Source organism: Microbacterium sp. 77mftsu3.1 (assembly GCF_900100525.1).
Classification (GTDB): Bacteria; Actinomycetota; Actinomycetes; order Actinomycetales; family Microbacteriaceae; genus Microbacterium; species Microbacterium aquilitoris.
Map to the genome: position 1 here is coordinate 619,712 of NZ_FNCR01000001.1, position 19,611 is coordinate 639,322.

17 protein-coding genes are annotated in these 19,611 nt (G+C 71.0%); 7 read left to right on the forward strand and 10 right to left on the reverse strand.

The genetic code is table 11. From position 1 onward, the window contains the following. Positions 1-3: 3 nt before the first annotated feature. The 4 genes from rbfA to nusA all read right to left on the reverse strand — a co-directional run bounded on the left by rbfA (position 4) and on the right by nusA (position 4,663). Positions 4-438 (reverse strand): 30S ribosome-binding factor RbfA, encoded by a 435-nt coding sequence (rbfA, locus tag BLR68_RS03215; RefSeq protein ID WP_018188596.1) that lies wholly within the window; start codon positions 436-438, stop codon positions 4-6. A 137-nt stretch (positions 439-575) separates the two neighbouring features. Beyond that, on the reverse strand, positions 576-3,305 hold the full coding sequence (infB, locus tag BLR68_RS03220) for a translation initiation factor IF-2 (RefSeq protein WP_026303023.1): 2,730 nt from the start codon (positions 3,303-3,305) through the stop codon (positions 576-578). 92 nt (positions 3,306-3,397) lie between these two features. Next, the gene (locus BLR68_RS03225; protein WP_081626480.1) at positions 3,398-3,664 is read right to left on the reverse strand and encodes a YlxR family protein; all 267 of its coding nucleotides are present in this window, start codon (positions 3,662-3,664) and stop codon (positions 3,398-3,400) included. Positions 3,665-3,673: 9 nt separating this feature from the next. Continuing rightward, the gene (nusA, locus tag BLR68_RS03230) at positions 3,674-4,663 is read right to left on the reverse strand and encodes a transcription termination factor NusA (protein WP_018188598.1); all 990 of its coding nucleotides are present in this window, start codon (positions 4,661-4,663) and stop codon (positions 3,674-3,676) included. A gap of 119 nt (positions 4,664-4,782) precedes the next feature. Between nusA and BLR68_RS03235 the strand changes: the two genes are divergently transcribed. Next, complete coding sequence (locus BLR68_RS03235) at positions 4,783-5,583, forward strand: DUF1206 domain-containing protein (RefSeq protein WP_018188599.1); 801 nt, start codon at positions 4,783-4,785, stop codon at positions 5,581-5,583. A gap of 1 nt (position 5,584) precedes the next feature. Here the strand turns inward: BLR68_RS03235 and BLR68_RS03240 are convergent, their stop codons facing one another. The 3 genes from BLR68_RS03240 to BLR68_RS03250 all read right to left on the reverse strand — a co-directional run bounded on the left by BLR68_RS03240 (position 5,585) and on the right by BLR68_RS03250 (position 9,398). Next, the gene (locus tag BLR68_RS03240; RefSeq protein ID WP_256335303.1) at positions 5,585-6,448 is read right to left on the reverse strand and encodes a hypothetical protein; all 864 of its coding nucleotides are present in this window, start codon (positions 6,446-6,448) and stop codon (positions 5,585-5,587) included. 4 nt (positions 6,449-6,452) lie between these two features. Then, the gene (locus BLR68_RS03245; RefSeq protein WP_018188601.1) at positions 6,453-7,532 is read right to left on the reverse strand and encodes an LOG family protein; all 1,080 of its coding nucleotides are present in this window, start codon (positions 7,530-7,532) and stop codon (positions 6,453-6,455) included. A gap of 72 nt (positions 7,533-7,604) precedes the next feature. Further along, a complete protein-coding gene (locus BLR68_RS03250; RefSeq protein WP_018188602.1) occupies positions 7,605-9,398 on the reverse strand; it encodes a proline--tRNA ligase in 1,794 nt (597 codons plus the stop codon). 71 nt (positions 9,399-9,469) lie between these two features. On the opposite strand from BLR68_RS03250, the gene pcp reads away from it, so the two are divergent. Continuing rightward, entirely contained in the window at positions 9,470-10,096 is a 627-nt protein-coding gene (gene pcp, locus BLR68_RS03255; protein WP_018188603.1) for a pyroglutamyl-peptidase I, read from the forward strand. A gap of 46 nt (positions 10,097-10,142) precedes the next feature. Here pcp and BLR68_RS03260 read toward each other — a convergent pair whose 3' ends face one another. Further along, positions 10,143-10,976, reverse strand: coding sequence for a hypothetical protein (locus tag BLR68_RS03260; RefSeq protein WP_018188604.1), 834 nt, complete (start codon positions 10,974-10,976; stop codon positions 10,143-10,145). An 82-nt stretch (positions 10,977-11,058) separates the two neighbouring features. Between BLR68_RS03260 and BLR68_RS03265 the strand changes: the two genes are divergently transcribed. The 3 genes from BLR68_RS03265 to BLR68_RS03275 are packed head-to-tail and all read left to right on the forward strand — an operon-like array spanning position 11,059 to position 14,225. Beyond that, a complete protein-coding gene (locus BLR68_RS03265; protein WP_256335304.1) occupies positions 11,059-12,495 on the forward strand; it encodes an RNB domain-containing ribonuclease in 1,437 nt (478 codons plus the stop codon). A gap of 51 nt (positions 12,496-12,546) precedes the next feature. Next, positions 12,547-13,209, forward strand: a complete 663-nt coding sequence (locus BLR68_RS03270; protein WP_018188606.1) for a GntR family transcriptional regulator — start codon at positions 12,547-12,549, stop codon at positions 13,207-13,209. After that, a complete protein-coding gene (locus BLR68_RS03275; RefSeq protein WP_018188607.1) occupies positions 13,206-14,225 on the forward strand; it encodes a 1-aminocyclopropane-1-carboxylate deaminase in 1,020 nt (339 codons plus the stop codon). Before BLR68_RS03270 ends, BLR68_RS03275 begins: the two co-directional genes overlap by 4 nt. Before the next feature lie 45 nt (positions 14,226-14,270). Here BLR68_RS03275 and ispG read toward each other — a convergent pair whose 3' ends face one another. Continuing rightward, on the reverse strand, positions 14,271-15,401 hold the full coding sequence (gene ispG, locus BLR68_RS03280) for a flavodoxin-dependent (E)-4-hydroxy-3-methylbut-2-enyl-diphosphate synthase (protein ID WP_018188608.1): 1,131 nt from the start codon (positions 15,399-15,401) through the stop codon (positions 14,271-14,273). Between the two features lie 237 nt (positions 15,402-15,638). Here ispG and BLR68_RS03285 point away from each other — a divergent pair, with 237 nt between their 5' ends. Continuing rightward, positions 15,639-17,537, forward strand: a complete 1,899-nt coding sequence (locus tag BLR68_RS03285) for a chorismate-binding protein (protein ID WP_018188609.1) — start codon at positions 15,639-15,641, stop codon at positions 17,535-17,537. Positions 17,538-17,546: 9 nt separating this feature from the next. Here BLR68_RS03285 and BLR68_RS03290 read toward each other — a convergent pair whose 3' ends face one another. Further along, on the reverse strand, positions 17,547-18,863 hold the full coding sequence (locus BLR68_RS03290; protein WP_018188610.1) for a M50 family metallopeptidase: 1,317 nt from the start codon (positions 18,861-18,863) through the stop codon (positions 17,547-17,549). An 85-nt stretch (positions 18,864-18,948) separates the two neighbouring features. On the opposite strand from BLR68_RS03290, the gene BLR68_RS03295 reads away from it, so the two are divergent. After that, a complete protein-coding gene (locus tag BLR68_RS03295; RefSeq protein WP_018188611.1) occupies positions 18,949-19,533 on the forward strand; it encodes a hypothetical protein in 585 nt (194 codons plus the stop codon). Positions 19,534-19,611 lie beyond the last annotated feature (78 nt).

Genomic DNA, 19,611 nt, shown 5'->3' on the forward strand with positions numbered 1-19,611 from the left:
GTCTCAGTCCTCGTCGCCCTCTTCGCGGGGCTTCACGTACGGGTCCTCGTCACCGGCGTACGAGCCGGATGCCGCGATCCCCGCCACCTGTGCGTCACGCTCGCGCGCCTCGCGCAGAAGCTCCTCGATGTGACCCGCGTTCTCGGGGAGCGCGTCGAGGATGAACTCGAGGGTCGGGGTCAGACGCGTGCCGAGCTGACGCCCGACCTCGCTGCGCAGCATCCCCGTTGCCGCCTTGAGGGCAGCGGCCGAGTCGGTGCGCGCGTCGTCGTCGCCGTAGACCGTGTAGAAGACGGACGCGTGCTGCAGGTCACCCGTCACACGGACGTCGGTGATCGTGACGAATCCGAGCCGCGGGTCGCGCAGCCCCTTCTCGAGGCGCTCCGCGATGAGCACGCGGATGCGGTCCGCCAGCCGTGCCTGCCGTTCTCCGGCCATGTCCTTCTCCTTCTCTACCCGGCCCGCGATACGGCGGGCCGGAAACTGCGGAGGACTCGGATGTCCGTCCGAGGCAATCGGGGCAGGGGCCCCGCTCTTGCCGAGGACGGACATCCGAGTCCGTAGCAACCTGAGGATCAGCCGCGCGGCTTCTCCACCATTTCGGTCGTCTCGATCTCGTCACCGATCTGGATGTCGTTGTACTTGCCGAGACCGATACCGGCCTCGAAGTCCGTACGGACCTCGGTGACGTCGTCCTTGAAGCGGCGCAGCGACTCGATGGCCAGACCGTCGGCGAGCACGACGCCGTCGCGAATGACCCGCGCCTTGGCGTTTCGCGTGATCGTTCCCGAGCGGACGATGACACCGGCGATGTTGCCGAACTTCGAGGAGCGGAACACCTCGCGGATCTCGGCGACACCCGACTGGACCTCTTCGAACTCCGGCTTGAGCATGCCCTGGAGGGACTGCTCGACGTCGTCGATCGCGTTGTAGATGACCGAGTAGAACCGGACGTCCACACCCTCGCGGGCGGCACGCTCGCGGGCCTTCGTGTCGGGGCGGACGTTGAAGCCGATGACGATCGCGTTGTCGATCGTCGCCAGGTTGATGTCCGACTCGGTGACGGCACCCACACCGCGGTGGATGATGCGCAGCTGGACGCTGTCGTCGACCTCGATCTTGAGGAGCGACTCCTCGAGGGCCTCCACGGCACCCGAGACGTCACCCTTGATGATGAGGTTGAGCGACTCGACCTTGCCCTCTTCGAGAGCGCGGGTGAAGTCCTCGAGCGAGATGCGCTTGCGGGCCTTGGCCAGCTGGGCGTTGCGCTCGACCGCTTCACGCTTCTCAGCGATCTGGCGGGCCATGCGGTCCTCTTCGGTGACGATGAACACGTCACCGGCGCGGGGCACGGAGTTCAGACCCTGCACCTGCACGGGACGCGAGGGGTAGGCCTCGTCCACCGCATCGCCGTTCTCGTCGATCATGGCGCGGACACGGCCGTAGGCCGTGCCTGCGACGATCGCGTCGCCGACGCGGAGCGTTCCAGACTGGATCAGCACCGTGGCGACCGAACCGCGACCCTTGTCGAGCTTCGCTTCGATCGCGACACCGCGAGCCGCCTTGTTCGGGTTGGCCGTGAGGTCCAGACCCGCGTCGGCGGTGAGGAGGACGGCATCCAGCAGTTCCTGGATGTTGGTGCCCTGACGAGCCGACACGTCGACGAACATGACGTCGCCGCCGTACTCCTCGGCGACCAGGCCGTACTCGGTGAGCTGCTGACGGACCTTCGCGGGGTTCGCGTCGGGCTTGTCGACCTTGTTGACCGCGACCACGATCGGGACGTTCGCCGCCTGAGCGTGGTTCAGCGCCTCGACCGTCTGCGGCATGATGCCGTCGTCGGCCGCGACCACGAGGATCGCGAGGTCGGTCACCTGCGCACCACGGGCACGCATGGCGGTGAACGCCTCGTGACCCGGGGTGTCGATGAAGGTGATCGCACGCTCGATGCCCTCGTGCTCGGTCCAGACCTGGTAGGCACCGATGTGCTGGGTGATGCCACCCGCCTCACCGGCGACGACGTTGGTCTGACGGATCGCGTCGAGCAGTCGCGTCTTACCGTGGTCGACGTGGCCCATGACGGTGACCACGGGAGGACGGATCTCGAGGTCGTCCTCGCTCTCCGCCTCCAGCTCGGCCTCGAGGTCGAGACCGAAGCCCTCGAGGAGCTCTTTGTCCTCGTCCTCGGGAGACACCATCTGGATCTTGTAGCCGAGCTCCTCACCGAGGATCTCGAACGTCGCCTCATCCAGCGACTCGGTGGCCGTGGCCATCTCGCCGAGGTTGAAGAGGATCGTCACCAGGGTGCCGGGCTGGACGTTGTACCCGCGCAGGGCCTCGAGCTTGTCGGCGAAGTCCGAGATCGACGCACCGCGACGCAGGCGGATGATCTCGCCGTTGCCCTTGGAGACGTTGACGCCGCCGACGACCGGCGCCGACCGCATCTCGAATTCCTGCCGCTTCGCCCGACGCGACTTACGCTGCTTGGACTTGCCGCCACCCTTACCGAAGGCACCTGCGGTACCACCGCCGGGACCACGGCCACGACCGCCACCACCGCCGGGACGACCGGCGAAACCGCCGGCGGGAGCACCCGGACGCGCGGCGCCGAAGCCACCGGCGCCGCCGGGACGACCGGGGCCGCCGGGACGCTGTTGGAAGGGTGCACCGGGACGGCCGCCGCCACCGGGACGACCCGCACCGCCGGGACGCGGGGCGCCGGGGCGAGGGGCACCGGGACGCGGCGCCTGGGGACGCGGGATGTTGCCCGGGTTGGGTCGCTGACCCATGCCCTGAGCCGATGCGAACGGGTTGTTACCCGGACGCGGGCCGGCGGGACGCTGGCCCATGCCCTGCGAGCTGGCGAAGGGGTTGTTGCCGGGGCGCGGCGCACCACCCGGACGGGGCGGCTGTGCGCCCGGCTTGCCGGGGGTTGCTGCGGGAGCAGCGGCGCCCGGTGTCGGAGCGCCGGACTCGGCCGCGGCCGGAGCGGGCTTCTCAGCCGCCGGCTCGGCGGGAGCTGCGGGTGCTGCCGGCTCGGGAGTCGGAGCGGGCTTGGGTGCCGACGGGCGCGGTCCGGGCGTTGCGCCGGATGCCGGTGCCTTGGCGGCGGGCTTCGCGGGCGCGGCGGCGGGTGCCTTCACGCCTTCCGCCTCGAGGGCGGCGCGGAGCTTGCGAGCCACGGGGGGCTCGATGGTGGATGAAGGGCTCTTGACGAATTCGCCGAGCTCCTTCAGCTTCGCGAGGGCGACTTTACTGTCGACGCCGAGCTCGGAAGCGATCTCGTGCACGCGTGGTTTTGCCACAATTCTCCTGTCTGGGGCCCGCCCCGGACAGGGCGGACCGTCATTCGCGGACGGGTCTCATTTCGAGCCGTTCACTTTGTGTCCATAGCCGTTCAGCCGTTTCGCTGGAGGGATTCTCTGGTGGTCCGCGCATCCAGCTCCGCTGTGTCCAGCGGAGTGGATGCCCGTAGTGCGCGTCCGAATGCGCGCCGCTTGAGTGCGGTGCTCACGCATCTGTCCGTGTCATGCACCCACGCGCCCCGACCCGGGAGGACGGCCTTCTCGTCGATGACGAGGGCACCGTCCCTGGCCACGATGCGGAGCAACGAGGACCGGGGGGCACGCGCGCGGCATCCCACGCACGTTCGAACAGGTTCCATCCTACCGCGTCAGGACTCGTCGAGAATGCTGTCGGGCTGGATGTCGATCTTCGCGCCGGTCAATTTCGCCGCGAGCCGGGCGTTCTGACCTTCCTTGCCGATCGCGAGGGAGAGCTGGTAGTCCGGGACGAGCGCGCGCACGGCCTTGGTGGCCTGGTCGAGCACGAAGCTCGAGGTCACCTTCGCGGGCGACAGCGCGTTCGCGACGAACTTCGGCAGGGTCTCGTCGTAGTCGACGATGTCGATCTTCTCGCCGCCGAGCTCCTCGGTGACGGCGCGCACGCGGCGGCCGAGTTCGCCGATGCAGGCGCCCTTCGCGTTGACGGCCGGGTCGTTGGCCTTGACCGCGATCTTGGTGCGGTGGCCGGCTTCGCGGGCGAGCGAGATGATCTCGACGACGCCCGAGGCGATCTCGGGTACCTCGAGGGCGAAGAGCTTGCGGACGAGGCCCGGATGCGTGCGGGACACGGTGATCTGGGGACCCTTCATGCCCTTCGAGACCGACGTCACGTAGACGCGCAGGCGCGAGCCGTGCGCGTAGCTCTCGCCCGGCACCTGCTCCTCGGGGGGCAGGATCGCCTCGATCGTGCCGAGGTCGACGTGCACCATGCGGGGGTTCGGCCCCTGCTGGACGACGCCGGCGACGATGTCGCCTTCCTTGCCCTTGAACTCGCCGAGCACGGCGTCGTCGGCGATGTCGCGGAGGCGCTGGCTGATGACCTGCTTCGCGGCGAAGGCGGCGATGCGGCCGAAGTCGTCGGGCGTCGATTCCTCTTCGCCGATGATGACGTCGTCCTCATCGCGCAGCGGGATGTACACGGCGACGTGTCCGCTCTTGCGGTCGAGGTGGGCGCGGGCGCCGTCGGGGAGTTCACCGTCGGGAGACGTGTGCTTCGCGTAAGCGGTCAGGATGGCCTGCTCGATGATCCGGATCAGTTCCTCGAACGGAATCTCCCGCTCGCGTTCGACGGTCCGCAGCAGCCCCAGGTCGATGTCCATAGGTGCCTCCCTTTTTCAGTTGCTCAACACGGCGCCGCTCGCACCCGGTGTTCCGGTGCGTCGCGGCATCCCGTCAACGTTACCCGATCCGCAGTGGGGCGACCTGAGAAGATCGAGGGATGACCGATGCCGTGGAGGACGCTGCGCAGAGCGTGCGCCGCTCCCCCATCGCACGCGGACTGGCGCGAGGCGGCTACGCGGCCAACGGCGTCGTCCACCTGCTCTTCGGCGTGATCGTCATCGTCATCTCCTTCGGCGGGCGCGGCGAGTCCGATCAGGCGGGTGTGTTCCGCGCCATCCTCGACGCCCCGCTCGGCCTGGCGCTCGTCTGGCTGCTCGCCCTGCTGCTCGGCGCGCTGGGCCTGTTCCAGGTGCTGCGCGCCTTCCTCGCGAAGGGGACGGATGCGGCCGCCTGGGGACGGCGATCGTCGGCGGCCGGGCAGGCCGTGGTCTATCTCGCGCTCGCGGCCATCGCCGTCACGGTCGCCCTCGGCGCCCGCCTCGACGGCGACCGGAGTGCACAGCAGGTCGCGCACTGGCTGCTCGAGACCCCCGGAGGGGTGTTCGTCGTGGCGGCGGCGGGCCTCGGGCTCGGCATCGGCGGCCTCGTGTTCGCCTCGATCGGGGTGAGGCGCTCGTTCGACAAGCAGGTCCGCATCCCGCGGGGTCGCATGGGGATCGCCGTCACCGCCACCGGCGTCGTCGGCTACCTCGGCAAGGGCCTGTCCGTCGCGATCGTTGGCGTGCTGCTCATCGTCGCGGCCGTGAAGCAGGAGGCGGCCGCGGCGGGCGGGTTCGACGCCGCGATCGAGGCACTCCTCGAGCAGATGCTCGGCCCGTTCCTCGTCTTCCTCATCGGGTTCGGCCTCGTGGTCTACGCCGCCTTCAGCTTCCTCCGCGCCCGCTACGCGAAGCTCTGACTCACCCGCCGAAGTCGCACCGTGCGGCGACCCAGCTGAGGATCCGCCCCCGCTCCTCGTCGGAGACGGGCACGTCGACGACACCGCTCCTGCCGTCGACCTCGACGTCGAGGGCGAAGACCGTGCCGCGTTTGTCCTCTTGGACGACGTGGGGGTCGCAGCGCTGCGGCTCGATCGGGACCTCGACGAGCGCCGAGCCGTCGGGAACGGCGAATCGTGTCAGCCGGCTTCCGAACTGCAGGAGAGGCGTGGACTGCACCGCGACCACGCGCGCGTCGCGCCCGGTGCCCGTCGGCGTGATCTCCAGAGGGAGGATGCCGAAACCGGATGCCGGGAGCACCGCGTCGCCCCACGACACGCGCAGCGACCCCGCCAGCGCCTTCTCGAGGCAGTCCCGATCGTTCAGGCCGTCGAGGAATCCGAGGGCGTCGGTCAGGATGCCGGTTCGGTCGGCACCGTCGGCGAGGTCGAGCTCCCAGCGACGCTCCGGCGCGCCTCCGTCGCAGGTCGATGCGGGCAGGGTGAAGGGGAAATCGAACGACTCCCCCGCGGCGACCCGTCCGCCCTCCACGACAACGACTCCGCTCAGCCGGTCGTCGATGAGGCGGATGCCGGAGATCTCGAGCGCCTGCGGCGAGTCGTTCTCGACGCGCACGGACGCCCGGCGGCGCTGCTCGTCGCCGCGCTGCTGGTGGATCCAGACCTGGATGCCCGCGTCCGACGAGCTCGGCGTCGGCCCTGGCGCCGGCCCGGGTGACGGAGCGGAACAGCCCGACGCCGCACCCCCGAAGGCGATCAGCGCGGCGACGAGCGTCGAGAGCGCCGACACCCGTGCCCGGCTGTGGGGCCCCGGCGTCCGGCTCATGCGCTCACGATACGGCGTGCGGTTCGATCGGCGGGGTGGCCGGCGGCGCGGATTCGAGCTCGTTGACGGCGCGGATGAGGTGATGGAGCTCGCCGACCCGGTGCCGGTCGAAGTCCATGAGCAATCGCGGGAGGTCGAGGCGATCCGCGTCCTGCCGCTCACGCCGAAGGGGCGCCGTGCGCTCGATGCGGCCACCGGTGAGCAGGTGCGCGAAACGTGCGGACAGGTCTGCCACCTCGGCATCCGTCGGCTCGGCGCACAGGCGCAGCACGAGTCGCGACCCGATCCAGCGGAGCGAGTCGTAGTTCCGCCAGAAACCGGTGATCTCGGCCTCCGCCGCCGCCACCGAGTCCGTCACCAGGACGCGGTCCAGGTCGTCGGGTGAGATGACGCCGGACGGGATGAGGTGGTCTTCGGCGAAGCGCTCGAGCCCTTGCCAGAACGAGCCGCCCGGAGCGTCGAGGAGGACGATCGGGGTGGGCTCGGCCTTGCCGGTCTGCTGAAGCGTCAGCAGCTCGAAGAGTTCGTCGAGCGTGCCGAACCCGCCCGGGACGCAGACGAACCCGCGGGATTCCTTGACCAGCATGAGCTTGCGGGTGAAGAAGTACTTCATGGCGACGACGCGGTCGGCTTCGGCGATGACCGCGTTCGGCTTCTCCTCGAACGGCAGCCGGATCGAGACGCCGAGGGAGTGATCGGGCCCCGCCCCCTCGGCGGCGGCCTGCATGATGCCCGGTCCCGCCCCCGTCACGACCATCCAGCCGCGGTCGGCCAGCGCGCGTGCGATGTCGGCGGCCGCGCGGTAGAGCGGATCGTTCGGCCGGGTCCGCGCCGATCCGAAGATGGTCACCTTCGGCGACGTGCGGTACGGCGCGAAGAGCGAGAACGCCGAGCGCATCTCCGACAACGCGGCCGACGCGATCTTCAGATCGAGCCGGTCCGTGCCGTCGACGCCGAGCCCCACGCCCGTGACGAGGATCCGCGCGACGAGGTCGGCATCCTCCTCGACACCCGCATCGGACAGGAGCGTACGGATGGCGTCGGTGACGTCACCGTCGAGGGAGGTGGTGGAACTCGGCGACATGCCTCCAGGCTGTCACGATCCGGCATCCGACGGGTGAACGGCGGGGTTTCCGCCGGTGACGGATGCCGCCGCTCAGGCGGTGAGCGCGGCGACGGCCTCCGCGGCGGCGAGAGTGGTGCGCTCGCCCGAGCGGCGGTCCCAGAGCTCGACCTGCCCCTCGGCGGCGCCGCGGCCGACGATGAGGATCCGCGGGACGCCCACGAGTTCGGCGTCGCCGAACTTGACGCCGGGCGAGACCTTGGGCCGGTCGTCGAGGAGGACGTCCCGCCCCGCCGACTCGAGGTCGGCGGCGAGCTTCTCGGCGAGGTCGAAGGCCGCGGCATCCCGCCCCGTGGCGACGACGTGGACGTCGAACGGCGCGATCGACTCGGGCCACATGAGCCCGCGGTCGTCGTTGTTGAGCTCGGCGAGGATCGCGAGGATGCGCGTCACGCCGATGCCGTACGAGCCCATCGTGACGGTGACGAGCTTGCCGTTCTCGTCGAGGACCTTCAGCCCGAGCTTGTCGGCGAAGAAGCGGCCCAGCTGGAAGACGTGGCCGATCTCCATGCCGCGGGCGAGCTCGACCGGGCCGGAGCCGTCGGGGGCGGGGTCGCCGGCGCGGACGTCCGAGACGTCGACGACGCCGTCGGCGGTGAAGTCGCGGCCGTAGACGACCGAGTGCGCGTGCTTCTCGTGCTCGTTGGCCCCCGTCACCCACGCGGTGCCCTCGACGACGCGGGGGTCGACGAGGTAGCGGATGCCGGTGGCCGATTCCTCACCGAGGACCGCACCGTTCGGCGACCAGGGTCCGATGTAGCCCTTCACGAGACCGGGGTGCTTCGCGAAGTCCGCCTCGGTGGCGGCCTCGACGTCTGCGGGCGCGAAGGCGACCTCGGCGCGCTTGTCGTCGATGTCGCGGTCGCCGGGGAGCCCGACGACGACGAGTTCGCGGGTGCCGTCGAGGTGCGTCAGGGCGAGCACGACGTTCTTGAGCGTGTGCGCAGCGGTCCACTGCGTCGCACCCTCGGTCGCGGGGCCGGCGATGCCGAGCGCGGGCGCGTCGAGGTGCGCGTTGCTGTGGGTGACGAGGGTCTCGATCGTCGGCGTGCCGGGCGAGTCGAAGACGACAGGGGCACCGCCCGGGATCGGCAGGTTCTCGGGGACGACGGTCGTGAACGCCTCGACGTTCGCGGCGTACCCGCCGGCCGAGCGGACGAAGGTGTCCTCGCCGACGGCGATCGGGTGGAGGAACTCCTCGCTGCGCGCACCGCCCATGAGGCCGTTGTCGGCCGCGACGATGACGTACTCCATGTTCAGACGCGTGAAGATGCGCTCGTACGCGTCGCGCTGCGACTGGTACGAGACGTCCTGGCCCGCGTCGGTGTAGTCGAACGAGTAGGCGTCCTTCATCGTGAACTCGCGACCGCGCAGCAGGCCCGCGCGGGGGCGCGCCTCATCCCGGTACTTGTCCTGGATCTGGTAGATCGTCAGCGGCAGGTCCTTGTACGACGAATACAGGTCCTTCACGAGGAGGGTGAACATCTCCTCGTGCGTCGGCGCGAGCAGGTAGTCGGCGCCCTTGCGGTCCTGCAGACGGAAGATGCCGTCGCCGTAGGAGGTCCAGCGCCCGGACTCCTCGTAGGGGTCGCGCGGCAGGAGCGCCGGGAAGTGCACCTCGAACGCTCCCGCGTTCGCCATCTCCTCGCGGATGATCTGCTCGAGCTTCGCCTTCACGCGCAGACCCAGCGGCAGCCACGTGAAGATGCCGGGTGCGGCGCGGCGGATGTAGCCGGCGCGCACCAGCAGGCGGTGGCTGGTGACCTCGGCGTCGGCCGGGTCTTCGCGGAGCGTGCGGAGGAAGTATGTCGAGAGACGGGTGACCACGAGCGTCAAGTCTAGGTGCGCGGAGCCGTCGCGCGTGGCGGCAAGCGGCTTAGCCTGGAGGGATGCCTCCTGTGCTGCTGACCGGATTCGAGCCCTTCGCGGGTGACGGCACCAATCCCTCGGGCGACGCGGTCCGCGCCGTCGGCGAGCGGTGGACCGGGCCGGCGCGCCTCGTCACCGAGGTGCTGCCCGTCACGTTCGACGGTGCGATCGCGCGGCTCGCGGTGCTGCTCGATGAGCACCGACCCGACATCGTCGTCGCCACGGGGCTCGCCGGCGGCCGAACCGCCGTCACCCCGGAGCGGATCGCGGTGAACCTCGCCGACGCCCGCATCCCCGACAACTCCGGACATCGACCGCAGGACGCCGCGGTGGTGGAGGGCGGGCCGGCCGCCTACTTCGCCACGCTCCCGGTGAAGGCGATCAGTGCAGCCCTCGGTGCCGCCGGCATTCCTTCCACCGTGTCGCACTCGGCGGGCACGTTCGTCTGCAACGCGACGATGTACGCCGCGCTGCATGCGACCGCGGGGACGCCGACGCGCGCCGGGTTCGTCCACGTTCCGTGGGCCGCCCGTACGGGTCCCGTCGGCGCGTCAGCCCTGCCGTTCGAGCAGATCGTGGACGCCGTCGAGATCGCCGTCCGCGTCTGCCTCGACGCCGACGCGGATCTCAGCATCGCCGGCGGCGATCTGTCGTAACAGGTCGATCTGTCGCGACAGGTCGATCCGTCGTGAGAGGGCGACCTCAGCGGCCGAACAGGTCACCGAGGCCCGGCAGATCGAACCCGCCGAGGTTCTCCCCGAACCCCGCGACCTGATCGCCGACGCCCGCGATCTGCTCGCCGACACCGCTGACGGCGCCCTCGGCGAGCGCATCGACGTCGAGGCCCTGGGCGAGCGCGTCGAAGTCCACGCCCATGCCCGCAGCCTGGGCCAGAAGCGGGCCGGCGACGGACGTCACGATGGCTCCGCCGGCGACCGCGCCGAGGATCCCGACACCGGCACCCAGGGCGGCGCCGCCGGCGACGCGGGATGCGCCCCCGCCGCGGCTCGCCCGCGACAGCAACCCGGTCATCAGCCCCGGCCGTGAGGCCTCTCCGCGCGCCGCCGCGCGGGCGAGATCGGCCGGAGCCGCGGAGCGGGGTCGTTCGTGGGTCGGCAGTTCCGCCACCATCCGCGCCTGGACCTGCGCGCGCTGATCGGGAGTCAGCCTCGCGAAGGCCTCCTGGTGGATCTGCTCGATCTGCGCGGGATCGGCGGTCTGCATGAGGTAGTCGTAGCGAGCGATCGCCCGACGATCGGCGTCCGTAGCCGGGTGGGCGGATGCCTGCCCGCGGGATGCGGGCGGAGGCGTGAGCGACGCCGACGAAGGGCCCAGCGTCGCTGCCGGTGCGCCGGCAGCGGGGGTGGCGGGTGCAGGAGCCCGCCCGTCGCCCGTCAACGCATCGGCGGCCGAGCGGACGATCCCGCGCCAGTCGCCCGTGCGGGAGGAACTCGGCGAGCCCGACGGCCCGGTGCCACCGGGTTTCGCGTCGAGCGCTTTCGTGGCCATGCCGATCAGTCGGGAGAGCTTGCTCATGCCGCCGACGGTATGCGCCCGCGTTATGGAGCGCCTGGACAGGACCGACGAGTCCGCTGACCGGTCGTCCTACACTGACGGCGTGCCCATCCGTCGCGCGCGTCTCGTCTCCCCCGCCCAGTCGGACCTCCGCGACGCGCTCGCGGCCCTCCGCGTCGAGTTCGATCTCCCCGCGGACTTCCCCGCCGACGTGCAAGCCGAGGCCGAGCACGCCGCCCGCACCGTCCCCGTCGATCCTGCGGCCGCAGGGCTGGCGGACCTCCGCGGCATCCCGTTCCTCACGATCGATCCGGAGGGCTCGACCGACCTCGACCAGGCGCTGCACCTCGAGCGGACCGCCGACGGCGGCGGCATCCTGCACTACGCCATCGCCGACGTCCCCGCCTTCGTGCCCCTAGGCGGGGCGGTCGACGCGGAGGCCCGCCGTCGCGGCCAGACGATCTACGCACCCGACGGGAGGATCCCGCTGCACCCCGCCGTCCTCAGTGAGGATGCCGCCTCGCTCCTGCCGGACCGCGACCGCCGCGCCTACGTGTGGCGCTTCGAGCTGGATGCCGGAGCCCGCCCCACCTCGACGTCGCTGACCCGCGCGGTCGTCCGTTCCCGCGCCCAGTGGTCCTACGTCGATGCGCAGGCCGCGCTCGAGAAGGGTGACGCGCCCGATTCGATCCGACACCTCGTCTGGTTCGGCGAGGAACGCGCCCGCCGGGAGATCGAGCGGGGCGGAGCGAGCCTCAGCCTCCCCGAGATCCGCATCGTGACGACGCCGCAGGGATACGCACTCGAGGCCGACGAGGGCGTGCCCCTCGAAGACGCCAACGCGCAGGTGTCACTCCTGACCGGCATGGCCGCCGCTGAGATCATGATCAGCGGCGGGGTGGGCATCATCCGCACGATGCCCCCGGCATCCGATGACGACGTCGCGGCCTTCCGGGCGCAGACGATCGGCTTCGGCCTGCCGTGGCGGGAGGCCGTGCCGTACGGCGACTACCTCCGCGACCTGCCGCGGACGCCCGTGGGGCGTGCGGTCCGGGAGCACGCCGCCGCTCTGTTCCGCGGCGCCGGATACGCGGCCTTCGACGGCGACCTCCCCGAGCTGACGACGCAGGCCGCGATCGCCGCGCCGTACGCGCACGTCACCGCGCCGCTGCGACGGCTCGTCGACCGCTGGGCGCTCCTCGTCTGCGATGCCCTCGCCAACGGCCGGCCCGTTCCGGATGACGTCCGCTCCTCGCTGACCGACCTCCCCGAGACGATGGAGCGGTCCGCACGCATCGCATCCCAGATGGATGCTGCGGCCATCGAGCGCGTCGCCGCAGCAGTCCTCACGGGTCGCGAGGGCGAGGAGTTCGACGCCGTCGTCCTGCGGCAGCGGGAGGGCGGGGCGCGCGTGGCGCTCACCCTCCCGCCGCTCGAAACCGTCGTCGCCGACGTGGACGCACAGCCCGGCGACGTGGTCCGCGTCCGCCTCGTCGCCACGGACGTCGCCCGAGGGAAGAGCGAGTTCGTCGCCGTCTGACCGCGGCGCGTCGATTTGCACGAGCCGGGCTCCTCGTGTGCAATATATTGCATGCCGGTCCCCGCCACCTCCCTCCCTCCCCGCGGCCTCCTCCGCGATGACGTCCGCGCCAAGCTGCGTGACGCGATCGTCGACGGCACGCTCGCCCCCGGCGAGCAGCTGCGCGATGCGGAACTGTCCGCGTGGCTCGGGGTCTCACGCACCCCGGTCCGCGAGGCGCTCCTCGACCTCGCCCGCTCGGGTCTCGTCCTCGCTCAGCCCGGTCGCTCCACGATCGTCGCGCCGATCGATGGGCGCGCCGAACGCGATGCCGCCTCGGTCGTCGCCTCGATGCACCGCATCGCTGTCGTCGAGTCGACACCGCTCCTCACCGACGACGACATCGATCGGATGCGGCGGGCCAACGAGGCGTTCGTGGCCGCCCACGCCGCCGGGGACACCGCCGCAGCCCTGCGCGCCGATCACGACTTCCACGCGGTCGCCGTCGATCGGGCCGGCAACGAGGCCGTCCGCACCGTGCTGGCCCTCTACGGTCCGGTGCTCGAGCGCGCCGAGCGTCTGCGCTTCTCGTCGGATGACGCGGATGCCTCGGCGGCGCGCCACGCCGAGCTCATCCGGCACTGCGCCGCCCGTGACGCCCAGGCCGCGGCATCCGTCGCCGAAGGCCTCTGGCTCGACCTGCTGACCGACACCACACCCCAGGAGCCCGCATGATCCTCGACCAGTTCCCCCGGCATCCGCTCACCTTCGGGCCGAGCCCCATCCACCAGCTGAAGCGGTTGACCCAGCGCCTCGGCGGCGCGCAGGTCTGGGCCAAACGCGAAGACGTCTCGAGCGGGCTGGCCTTCGGCGGGAACAAGACGCGCAAGCTCGAGTACATCGTCCCGGACGTGCTCGCGAGCGGTGCCGACACGATCGTGTCGATCGGCGGCTACCAGTCGAACCACACCCGCCAGGTCGCGGCCGTGGCCGCCCACCTCGGCCTCAAGGCACGGCTCGTGCAGGAGAAGTGGGTCCCGTGGGACGAGCCGGTGAACGACAAGGTCGGCAACATCCTGCTCTCCCGCATGATGGGCGCGGACTCCCGCCTCGACGACGCCGGCTTCGACATCGGCATCCGCGATTCGTGGAAGCAGGCCCTGCAGGAGGTGGAGGATGCCGGTGGCACCCCCTACCCGATCCCCGCCGGTGCGTCCGAGCACCGTCTGGGCGGTCTCGGGTTCGCGAACTGGGCGTTCGAGGTCGCCGAGCAGGAGAAACAGTTCGGCGTCTTCTTCGACACGATCGTCGTCTGCACCGTGACGGGGTCCACCCACGCGGGCATGATCGCCGGCTTCGCCGCGCTCGAAGAGCTGACCGGCGTGAAGCGGCGCGTCATCGGGATCGATGCGTCCGCCACGCTGCAGAAGACGCGCGATCAGGTTGCGCGCATCGCCCGGAACACGGCGGAGCTGATCGAGCTCGGCCGCGACCTGCGCGACGACGAGATCCAGGTGCTGGAGGGCTGGGCGGGCGACCTGTACGGCATCCCGGTCGACTCCACGATGTCGGCGATGGCGCTCGGCGCGCAGCTCGAAGCGATGATCACCGACCCGGTTTACGAGGGCAAGTCGCTCGCCGGACTCATCGACCTCGTCCAGAGCGGCGACATCCCGAAGGACTCGACGGTCCTGTACGCGCACCTCGGCGGGCAACCCGCGATCAACGCGTACCACTCCCTCTGGAGCTGACGAGAAGCGGATGCCGGGGGCCCGGCCCTCGGCATCCGTGTCGTGTCAGGAGGTGACGACCTGCGCGGTCCCGAGCGGCGCGTCCGGACCCATCTCGTCGGCGAGACGGTTGGCCTCGGCGATGAGGGTCGCGACGATGTCCTCCTCGGGGACGGTCTTGACGACTTCGCCCTTGACGAAGATCTGGCCCTTGCCGTTGCCCGAGGCAACGCCGAGGTCGGCGTCGCGCGCCTCACCGGGACCGTTGACGACGCAGCCCATGACCGCCACGCGCAACGGCACCGTCATGTCCTTGAGACCCTCGGTGACGTTGTCGGCGAGCGTGTAGACGTCGACCTGGGCGCGTCCGCAGGACGGGCACGAGACGATCTCGAGCTTGCGCTCGCGAAGGTTCAGCGACTGAAGGATCTGGTGGCCGACCTTGACCTCTTCGGCGGGGGGCGCCGACAGCGAGACGCGGATCGTATCGCCGATGCCCTCGCCGAGCAGGATGCCGAACGCCGTCGCGCTCTTGATCGTCCCCTGGAAGGCGGGGCCTGCCTCGGTCACGCCGAGGTGCAGGGGCCAGTCGCCCCGCTCCGCGAGCATCCGGTAGGCCTTCACCATGACGACGGGGTCGTTGTGCTTGACCGAGATCTTGAAGTCGTGGAAGTCGTGCTCCTCGAAGAGGGATGCCTCCCACACGGCGCTCTCGACGAGTGCTTCCGCCGTCGCCTTGCCGTACTTGTCGAGGATCCGCTTGTCGAGCGACCCGGCGTTGACGCCGATGCGGAGCGAGACGCCGGCGGCCTTGGCCGCGGCGGCGATCTGGCCGACGTTGCCGTCGAACTCGCGGATGTTGCCGGGGTTCACGCGCACGGCGCCGCAACCGGCGTCGATGGCGGTGTAGATGTAGCGCGGCTGGAAGTGGATGTCGGCGATCACGGGGATCTGGCTCTTCATCGCGATGATCTTCAGCGCGTCGGCGTCGGCCTGGTGCGGCACGGCGACGCGGACGATCTCGCAACCGGACGCCGTGAGCTCGGCGATCTGCTGGAGGGTCGCGTTGATGTTGGTCGTGGGCGTCGTCGTCATGGACTGGACGCTGACGGGCGCGTCGCCACCGACGAGGACCTTGCCGACCCTGATCTGACGGCTCTTGCGACGAGGCGCGAGGACCTCCGGCACGCGGGGCATCCCGATGTTGACAGCTGGCACGTCTCCAGCCTAAGCCGCCGGAGACCGCTCGGCACGGAAGGAGACCCCCAGGATGCCGCCAAAGCCGCCTGTGGTAGGTTCACCCCATGTTCGTGAACCGCACGTGGTGGCGCTCCGCCTGAGGCGGACGCTGCGAGCATCCCGACGACCGCCTGAGCTGAGAGCCCGGCGGTCGTTTCTCGTTTCACCGGCGACCGCCCTGAACGGAAGAACCCCATGTCCGGTAACGCCCCGATCCTCCTCGCCGACCTGGCCGCCCGCGGCATCCCCTTCGCCCTTCTCGCCCGCGACGGCGAGACCGTCGAGGTCCTCACGGGCGACGTGGTCGACGTCGCCCTCCTCGCCGACATCCCCCTCACCGATGCGACCGGTGCGGCGCGCGAGGTCCTCGCGCTCGTCCCCTTCCGCCAGGTCGTCGAGCGCGGCTTCGCCTGCCACGACGATGCCGCGCCGCTGCGGTGCCTCGTCGTCGGCGAGCGTCACGCGCTTCCGCTGGCCGATGCTCTCGCGCAGCTGGCGACGGATCGCATCCCCCTCGAGGATGCCGGGTTCGACATCGACGACGAGGCCTACGCCGACATCGTCCGCCGCGTCATCGCCGACGAGATCGGTCGCGGCGAAGGCGCCAACTTCGTCATCCGCCGCGACTACGTCGCCGGCGTCGGCGGCGACCCGCTCACGGCCGGGCTGACCTGGTTCCGTGCGCTCCTGGAGCACGAGCGCGGCGCCTACTGGACCTTCCTCGTCTCGACGCCCGGCCACCTCGCCGTGGGCGCGAGCCCCGAAGCCCACGTCAGCGCCCAGGACGGCGTCGTCACGATGAACCCGATCTCGGGGACCTTCCGCCACCCGGCGGGCGGGGCCACGGCCGAGACCCTCACCGAGTTCCTCTCCTCCACGAAGGAGACGGAGGAGCTGTTCATGGTGGTCGACGAGGAACTGAAGATGATGTCGGCCGTCTGCAGCGACGGTGGCCGCATCACGGGGCCGCACCTCAAGGAGATGTCGCGTCTCACGCACACCGAGTACATGCTGCGCGGTACGAGCACGATGGACCCGCGCGACATCCTCCGCGAGACGATGTTCGCCCCCACGGTCACCGGCTCCCCCATGCAGAACGCGTGCACCGTCATCGCCCGGCACGAGCAGAGCCCGCGCGGGTACTACTCCGGTGTCGCGGCACTCTTCACGCCGCGCGCCGACGGAGGGCACGACCTCGACGCCCCCATCCTGATCCGCACCGCCTACGTCGTCGACGGCCGCCTGCGCGTCCCCGTCGGAGCGACGCTCGTGCGGCACTCCGACCCGCACGGCGAGGTCGGCGAGACGCACGGAAAGGCCGCCGGCGTCCTCGGTGCGATCGGTGCGATCCCGCGCGACGTCGTCGCGGCTCCCGCCGATGAGGACGCCCCCGCCGCATCGCGCCCGCTCGGCGACGATCCGGTGATCGCCGAGCTCCTCTCCTCGCGCAACGCGCGCCTGGCTGCTTTCTGGCTCAACCCGCAGGGCGAGCCCGCCCGCGGACCGTTCGCCGGCACGCGGGCCCTGGTGGTGGATGCCGAGGACCGCTTCACCACGATGCTCGCCCACCAGCTGCGCCACCTCGGTGTCGACGTGACGATCGCGCACTGGTCCGAGGCATCCCGTGACGCCGTCGCCGCCGCGGACCTCGTCGTCTCCGGGCCCGGGCCCGGAGACCCCCGCGACATCGACAGCGAGCGGATCGCCCGCATCCGCGAGGTCGTCGCCGCGCGCCTCGACGCCGGAGCGCCGCTCCTCGCCGTGTGCCTCAGCCATCAGGTGCTCGCCGACCGTCTGGGTCTCGACCTGGCTCCGCTGGCCAGCCCTCACCAGGGACTGCAGAAGACGGTCGACGTGTTCGGAGCCGCGGCATCCATCGGCTTCTACAACACCTTCACCGCGCGGGTCGCCCCCGGCATCGACCACGTGGGTGCGACCGAGATCGCCGCCGATCCCGTCACAGGCGACGTGTACGCGCTGCGCGGGCCGGCGTACGCGTCGGTGCAGGGGCACCTCGAGTCGATCCTGTCCCGCGACGGGCTCATCACGCTCGAGCGTCTCGTCGCCCACGCGCTCGGCACGACGGCGGCGTGACCGCGCCGCTCAGCCGAAGAGCTGCACCGGGTTGACGATGTCGGCCAGGATCAGCGTCCCGCCCATGAGGACCAGCGCGATCACCACGATGTAGGTGACCGGCACCAGCTTGGTCGCGTCGACCGGTCGCGGGGCACGCCGACCCGTCAGCCGCGACCAGACGCGCTTGAGGCCGTCCCACAGGGCGACCACGATGTGTCCGCCGTCGAGCGGCAGGAGCGGCACCAGGTTGAAGACGAACAGGGCGATGTTCAGCGAGCCCAGCAGGGCGAGCATGCCCGAGACACGGTTGAGGATCGGCGCCTCAGTAGCCGCGACCTCTCCCGCGAGACGGCCCGCACCGACGACCGACAGCGGGCCGTTCGGGTCACGGCCCGCGCCCGTGAACGTGTCGACCGCGGTCTGGTAGACCCGCGCCGGCAGCTGCCAGATGATCCCGACGACACGTCCGGTCTGCTCGAGGGCGGCCTGCGGGCCCTCCCAGATCGGCTGCGGCACGAAGCCGACCGTGGCCGACATCCCGACGAATCCGACCTCGGCGGTCTTCGTGGTCCCGTCGGCTGCCGCGACCTCGCGCGTCGCGAGGACGGGCGTGACCTGCAGCGTCTCCCGCGCGCCGCCCCGTTCCACGACGATCGGGATGGTGGCATCCGGCGTCTTCTGGATGATGGCGGATGCCTCGGCGAAGGTGTCGACGGCAGTCCCGTCGACCGACACGATGACGTCCCCCGGGCGGATGCCGGCAGCGGCCGCCGGCGAGGCGGGGTCGCCCGCGGTGCACGACGTTTGGGACGTGCCGGCAGGAAGGACGCACTCGTTGACGGAGGCGATCGTGGTCGTGGCGGTCTGCACCCCGATACCGGAGAACATGATGGCGAACAGGATGATCGCCAGGATGAGGTTCATCGCCGGGCCGCCGAGCATGATGATGACCCGCTTGTAGACCGGCAGGCGGTAGAAGGCGCGCTCGGCGCCGTCGCCCTGCAGCGTCTCGTCGTTGACGCTGCGGGCGTCCTGGATCATCGTCTCGAACAGCCGACGACGGCGCGGCGGACGCCCCTCCGCCGCAGCCTTCTCGGCGGCCTCCGAGGGCGGGTACATGCCCGCCATCGAGATGTAGCCGCCGAGCGGCAGGAGCTTGAAGCCGTACTCGGTCTCGCCGACCCGGCGCGAGAAGACGGTCGGACCGAAGCCGATCATGTACTGGCCGACGCGGACGCCGAACGCCTTGGCGGGGGCGAGGTGGCCGACCTCGTGCAGGGCGATGGATACGGCGAGCCCGACCACCAGCACGACGACGCCGATGATGAATGCGAGAACGGTCACGAGCCCACACGCTACCCGTGCACGCTATGAACCGGCGATGACCTTCCTCGCCGCCGCCGACACCCGGCCGATCTAGGCTGGGAGGGTGATCCCCCGCCTCCTCGACTCGCGCCGCGTGCGGGTCGTCCGCGCGGGCGGGGCTTCGGCGGTCGCGACGCTCTCGGCGGCCACCGCCCACACCCTCGGCGGGGGGACCCCACCGGCCGCGTGGCTCGTGCTCACCGTCACGTTGCTCGCCTGGCCCGTCGCCCTCGTGATCGTCGGCTCGCGCCCGTCCGCCCTCCGCACCGGTCTCGCTGTCGCCGCCGCGCAGGCGCTCCTCCACGGCGCGTTCGCGCTCGTCGGCGACACCGCCCCCAGCGCGGGCGCGCTCACGGGCCACCACCACGATCTCCTCGCCCTCGGACCGGTCGCCGGTTCCGCCATGACCCCGGACGGGTCGATGCTCGCCGGTCACGTCGCGGCGGCGATCCTCACCGCCGTGGCGGTCTGTCACGGCGAGCGGATGCTGCGCGCCGTGGCCCGCGGCATCCGCTCCCTCCTGCGACCCACCGTCCTGCCCCTTCTGCCGCTCGCCCCGGTCGCACCGGCCGTGGCCGCCGCCCTTCCGGAGCGTTTGCGCCCGCGACTGCTCCTCGCCGATCTCTCCCGCCGCGGCCCTCCCCGCTGAGCCGGCCGCTCCCGCAGCGGCACGACGCTCACCATCCACCCGCGGACACCAGTCCGCACCTTTCAGGGAGACCTCGCT

Bases quoted from the DNA above. Each gene is read 5' to 3' on its own strand.
- rbfA (WP_018188596.1), bottom strand. From the start codon at position 438: ATGGCCGGAGAACGGCAGGCACGGCTGGCGGACCGCATCCGCGTGCTC.
- BLR68_RS03225 (WP_081626480.1), bottom strand. From the start codon at position 3,664: ATGGAACCTGTTCGAACGTGCGTGGGATGCCGCGCGCGTGCCCCCCGG.
- nusA (WP_018188598.1), bottom strand. From the start codon at position 4,663: ATGGACATCGACCTGGGGCTGCTGCGGACCGTCGAACGCGAGCGGGAG.
- BLR68_RS03235 (WP_018188599.1), top strand. From the start codon at position 4,783: ATGACCGATGCCGTGGAGGACGCTGCGCAGAGCGTGCGCCGCTCCCCC.
- BLR68_RS03240 (WP_256335303.1), bottom strand. From the start codon at position 6,448: ATGAGCCGGACGCCGGGGCCCCACAGCCGGGCACGGGTGTCGGCGCTC.
- BLR68_RS03245 (WP_018188601.1), bottom strand. From the start codon at position 7,532: ATGTCGCCGAGTTCCACCACCTCCCTCGACGGTGACGTCACCGACGCC.
- BLR68_RS03260 (WP_018188604.1), bottom strand. From the start codon at position 10,976: ATGAGCAAGCTCTCCCGACTGATCGGCATGGCCACGAAAGCGCTCGAC.
- BLR68_RS03270 (WP_018188606.1), top strand. From the start codon at position 12,547: ATGCCGGTCCCCGCCACCTCCCTCCCTCCCCGCGGCCTCCTCCGCGAT.
- BLR68_RS03275 (WP_018188607.1), top strand. From the start codon at position 13,206: ATGATCCTCGACCAGTTCCCCCGGCATCCGCTCACCTTCGGGCCGAGC.
- ispG (WP_018188608.1), bottom strand. From the start codon at position 15,401: ATGCCCCGCGTGCCGGAGGTCCTCGCGCCTCGTCGCAAGAGCCGTCAG.
- BLR68_RS03285 (WP_018188609.1), top strand. From the start codon at position 15,639: ATGTCCGGTAACGCCCCGATCCTCCTCGCCGACCTGGCCGCCCGCGGC.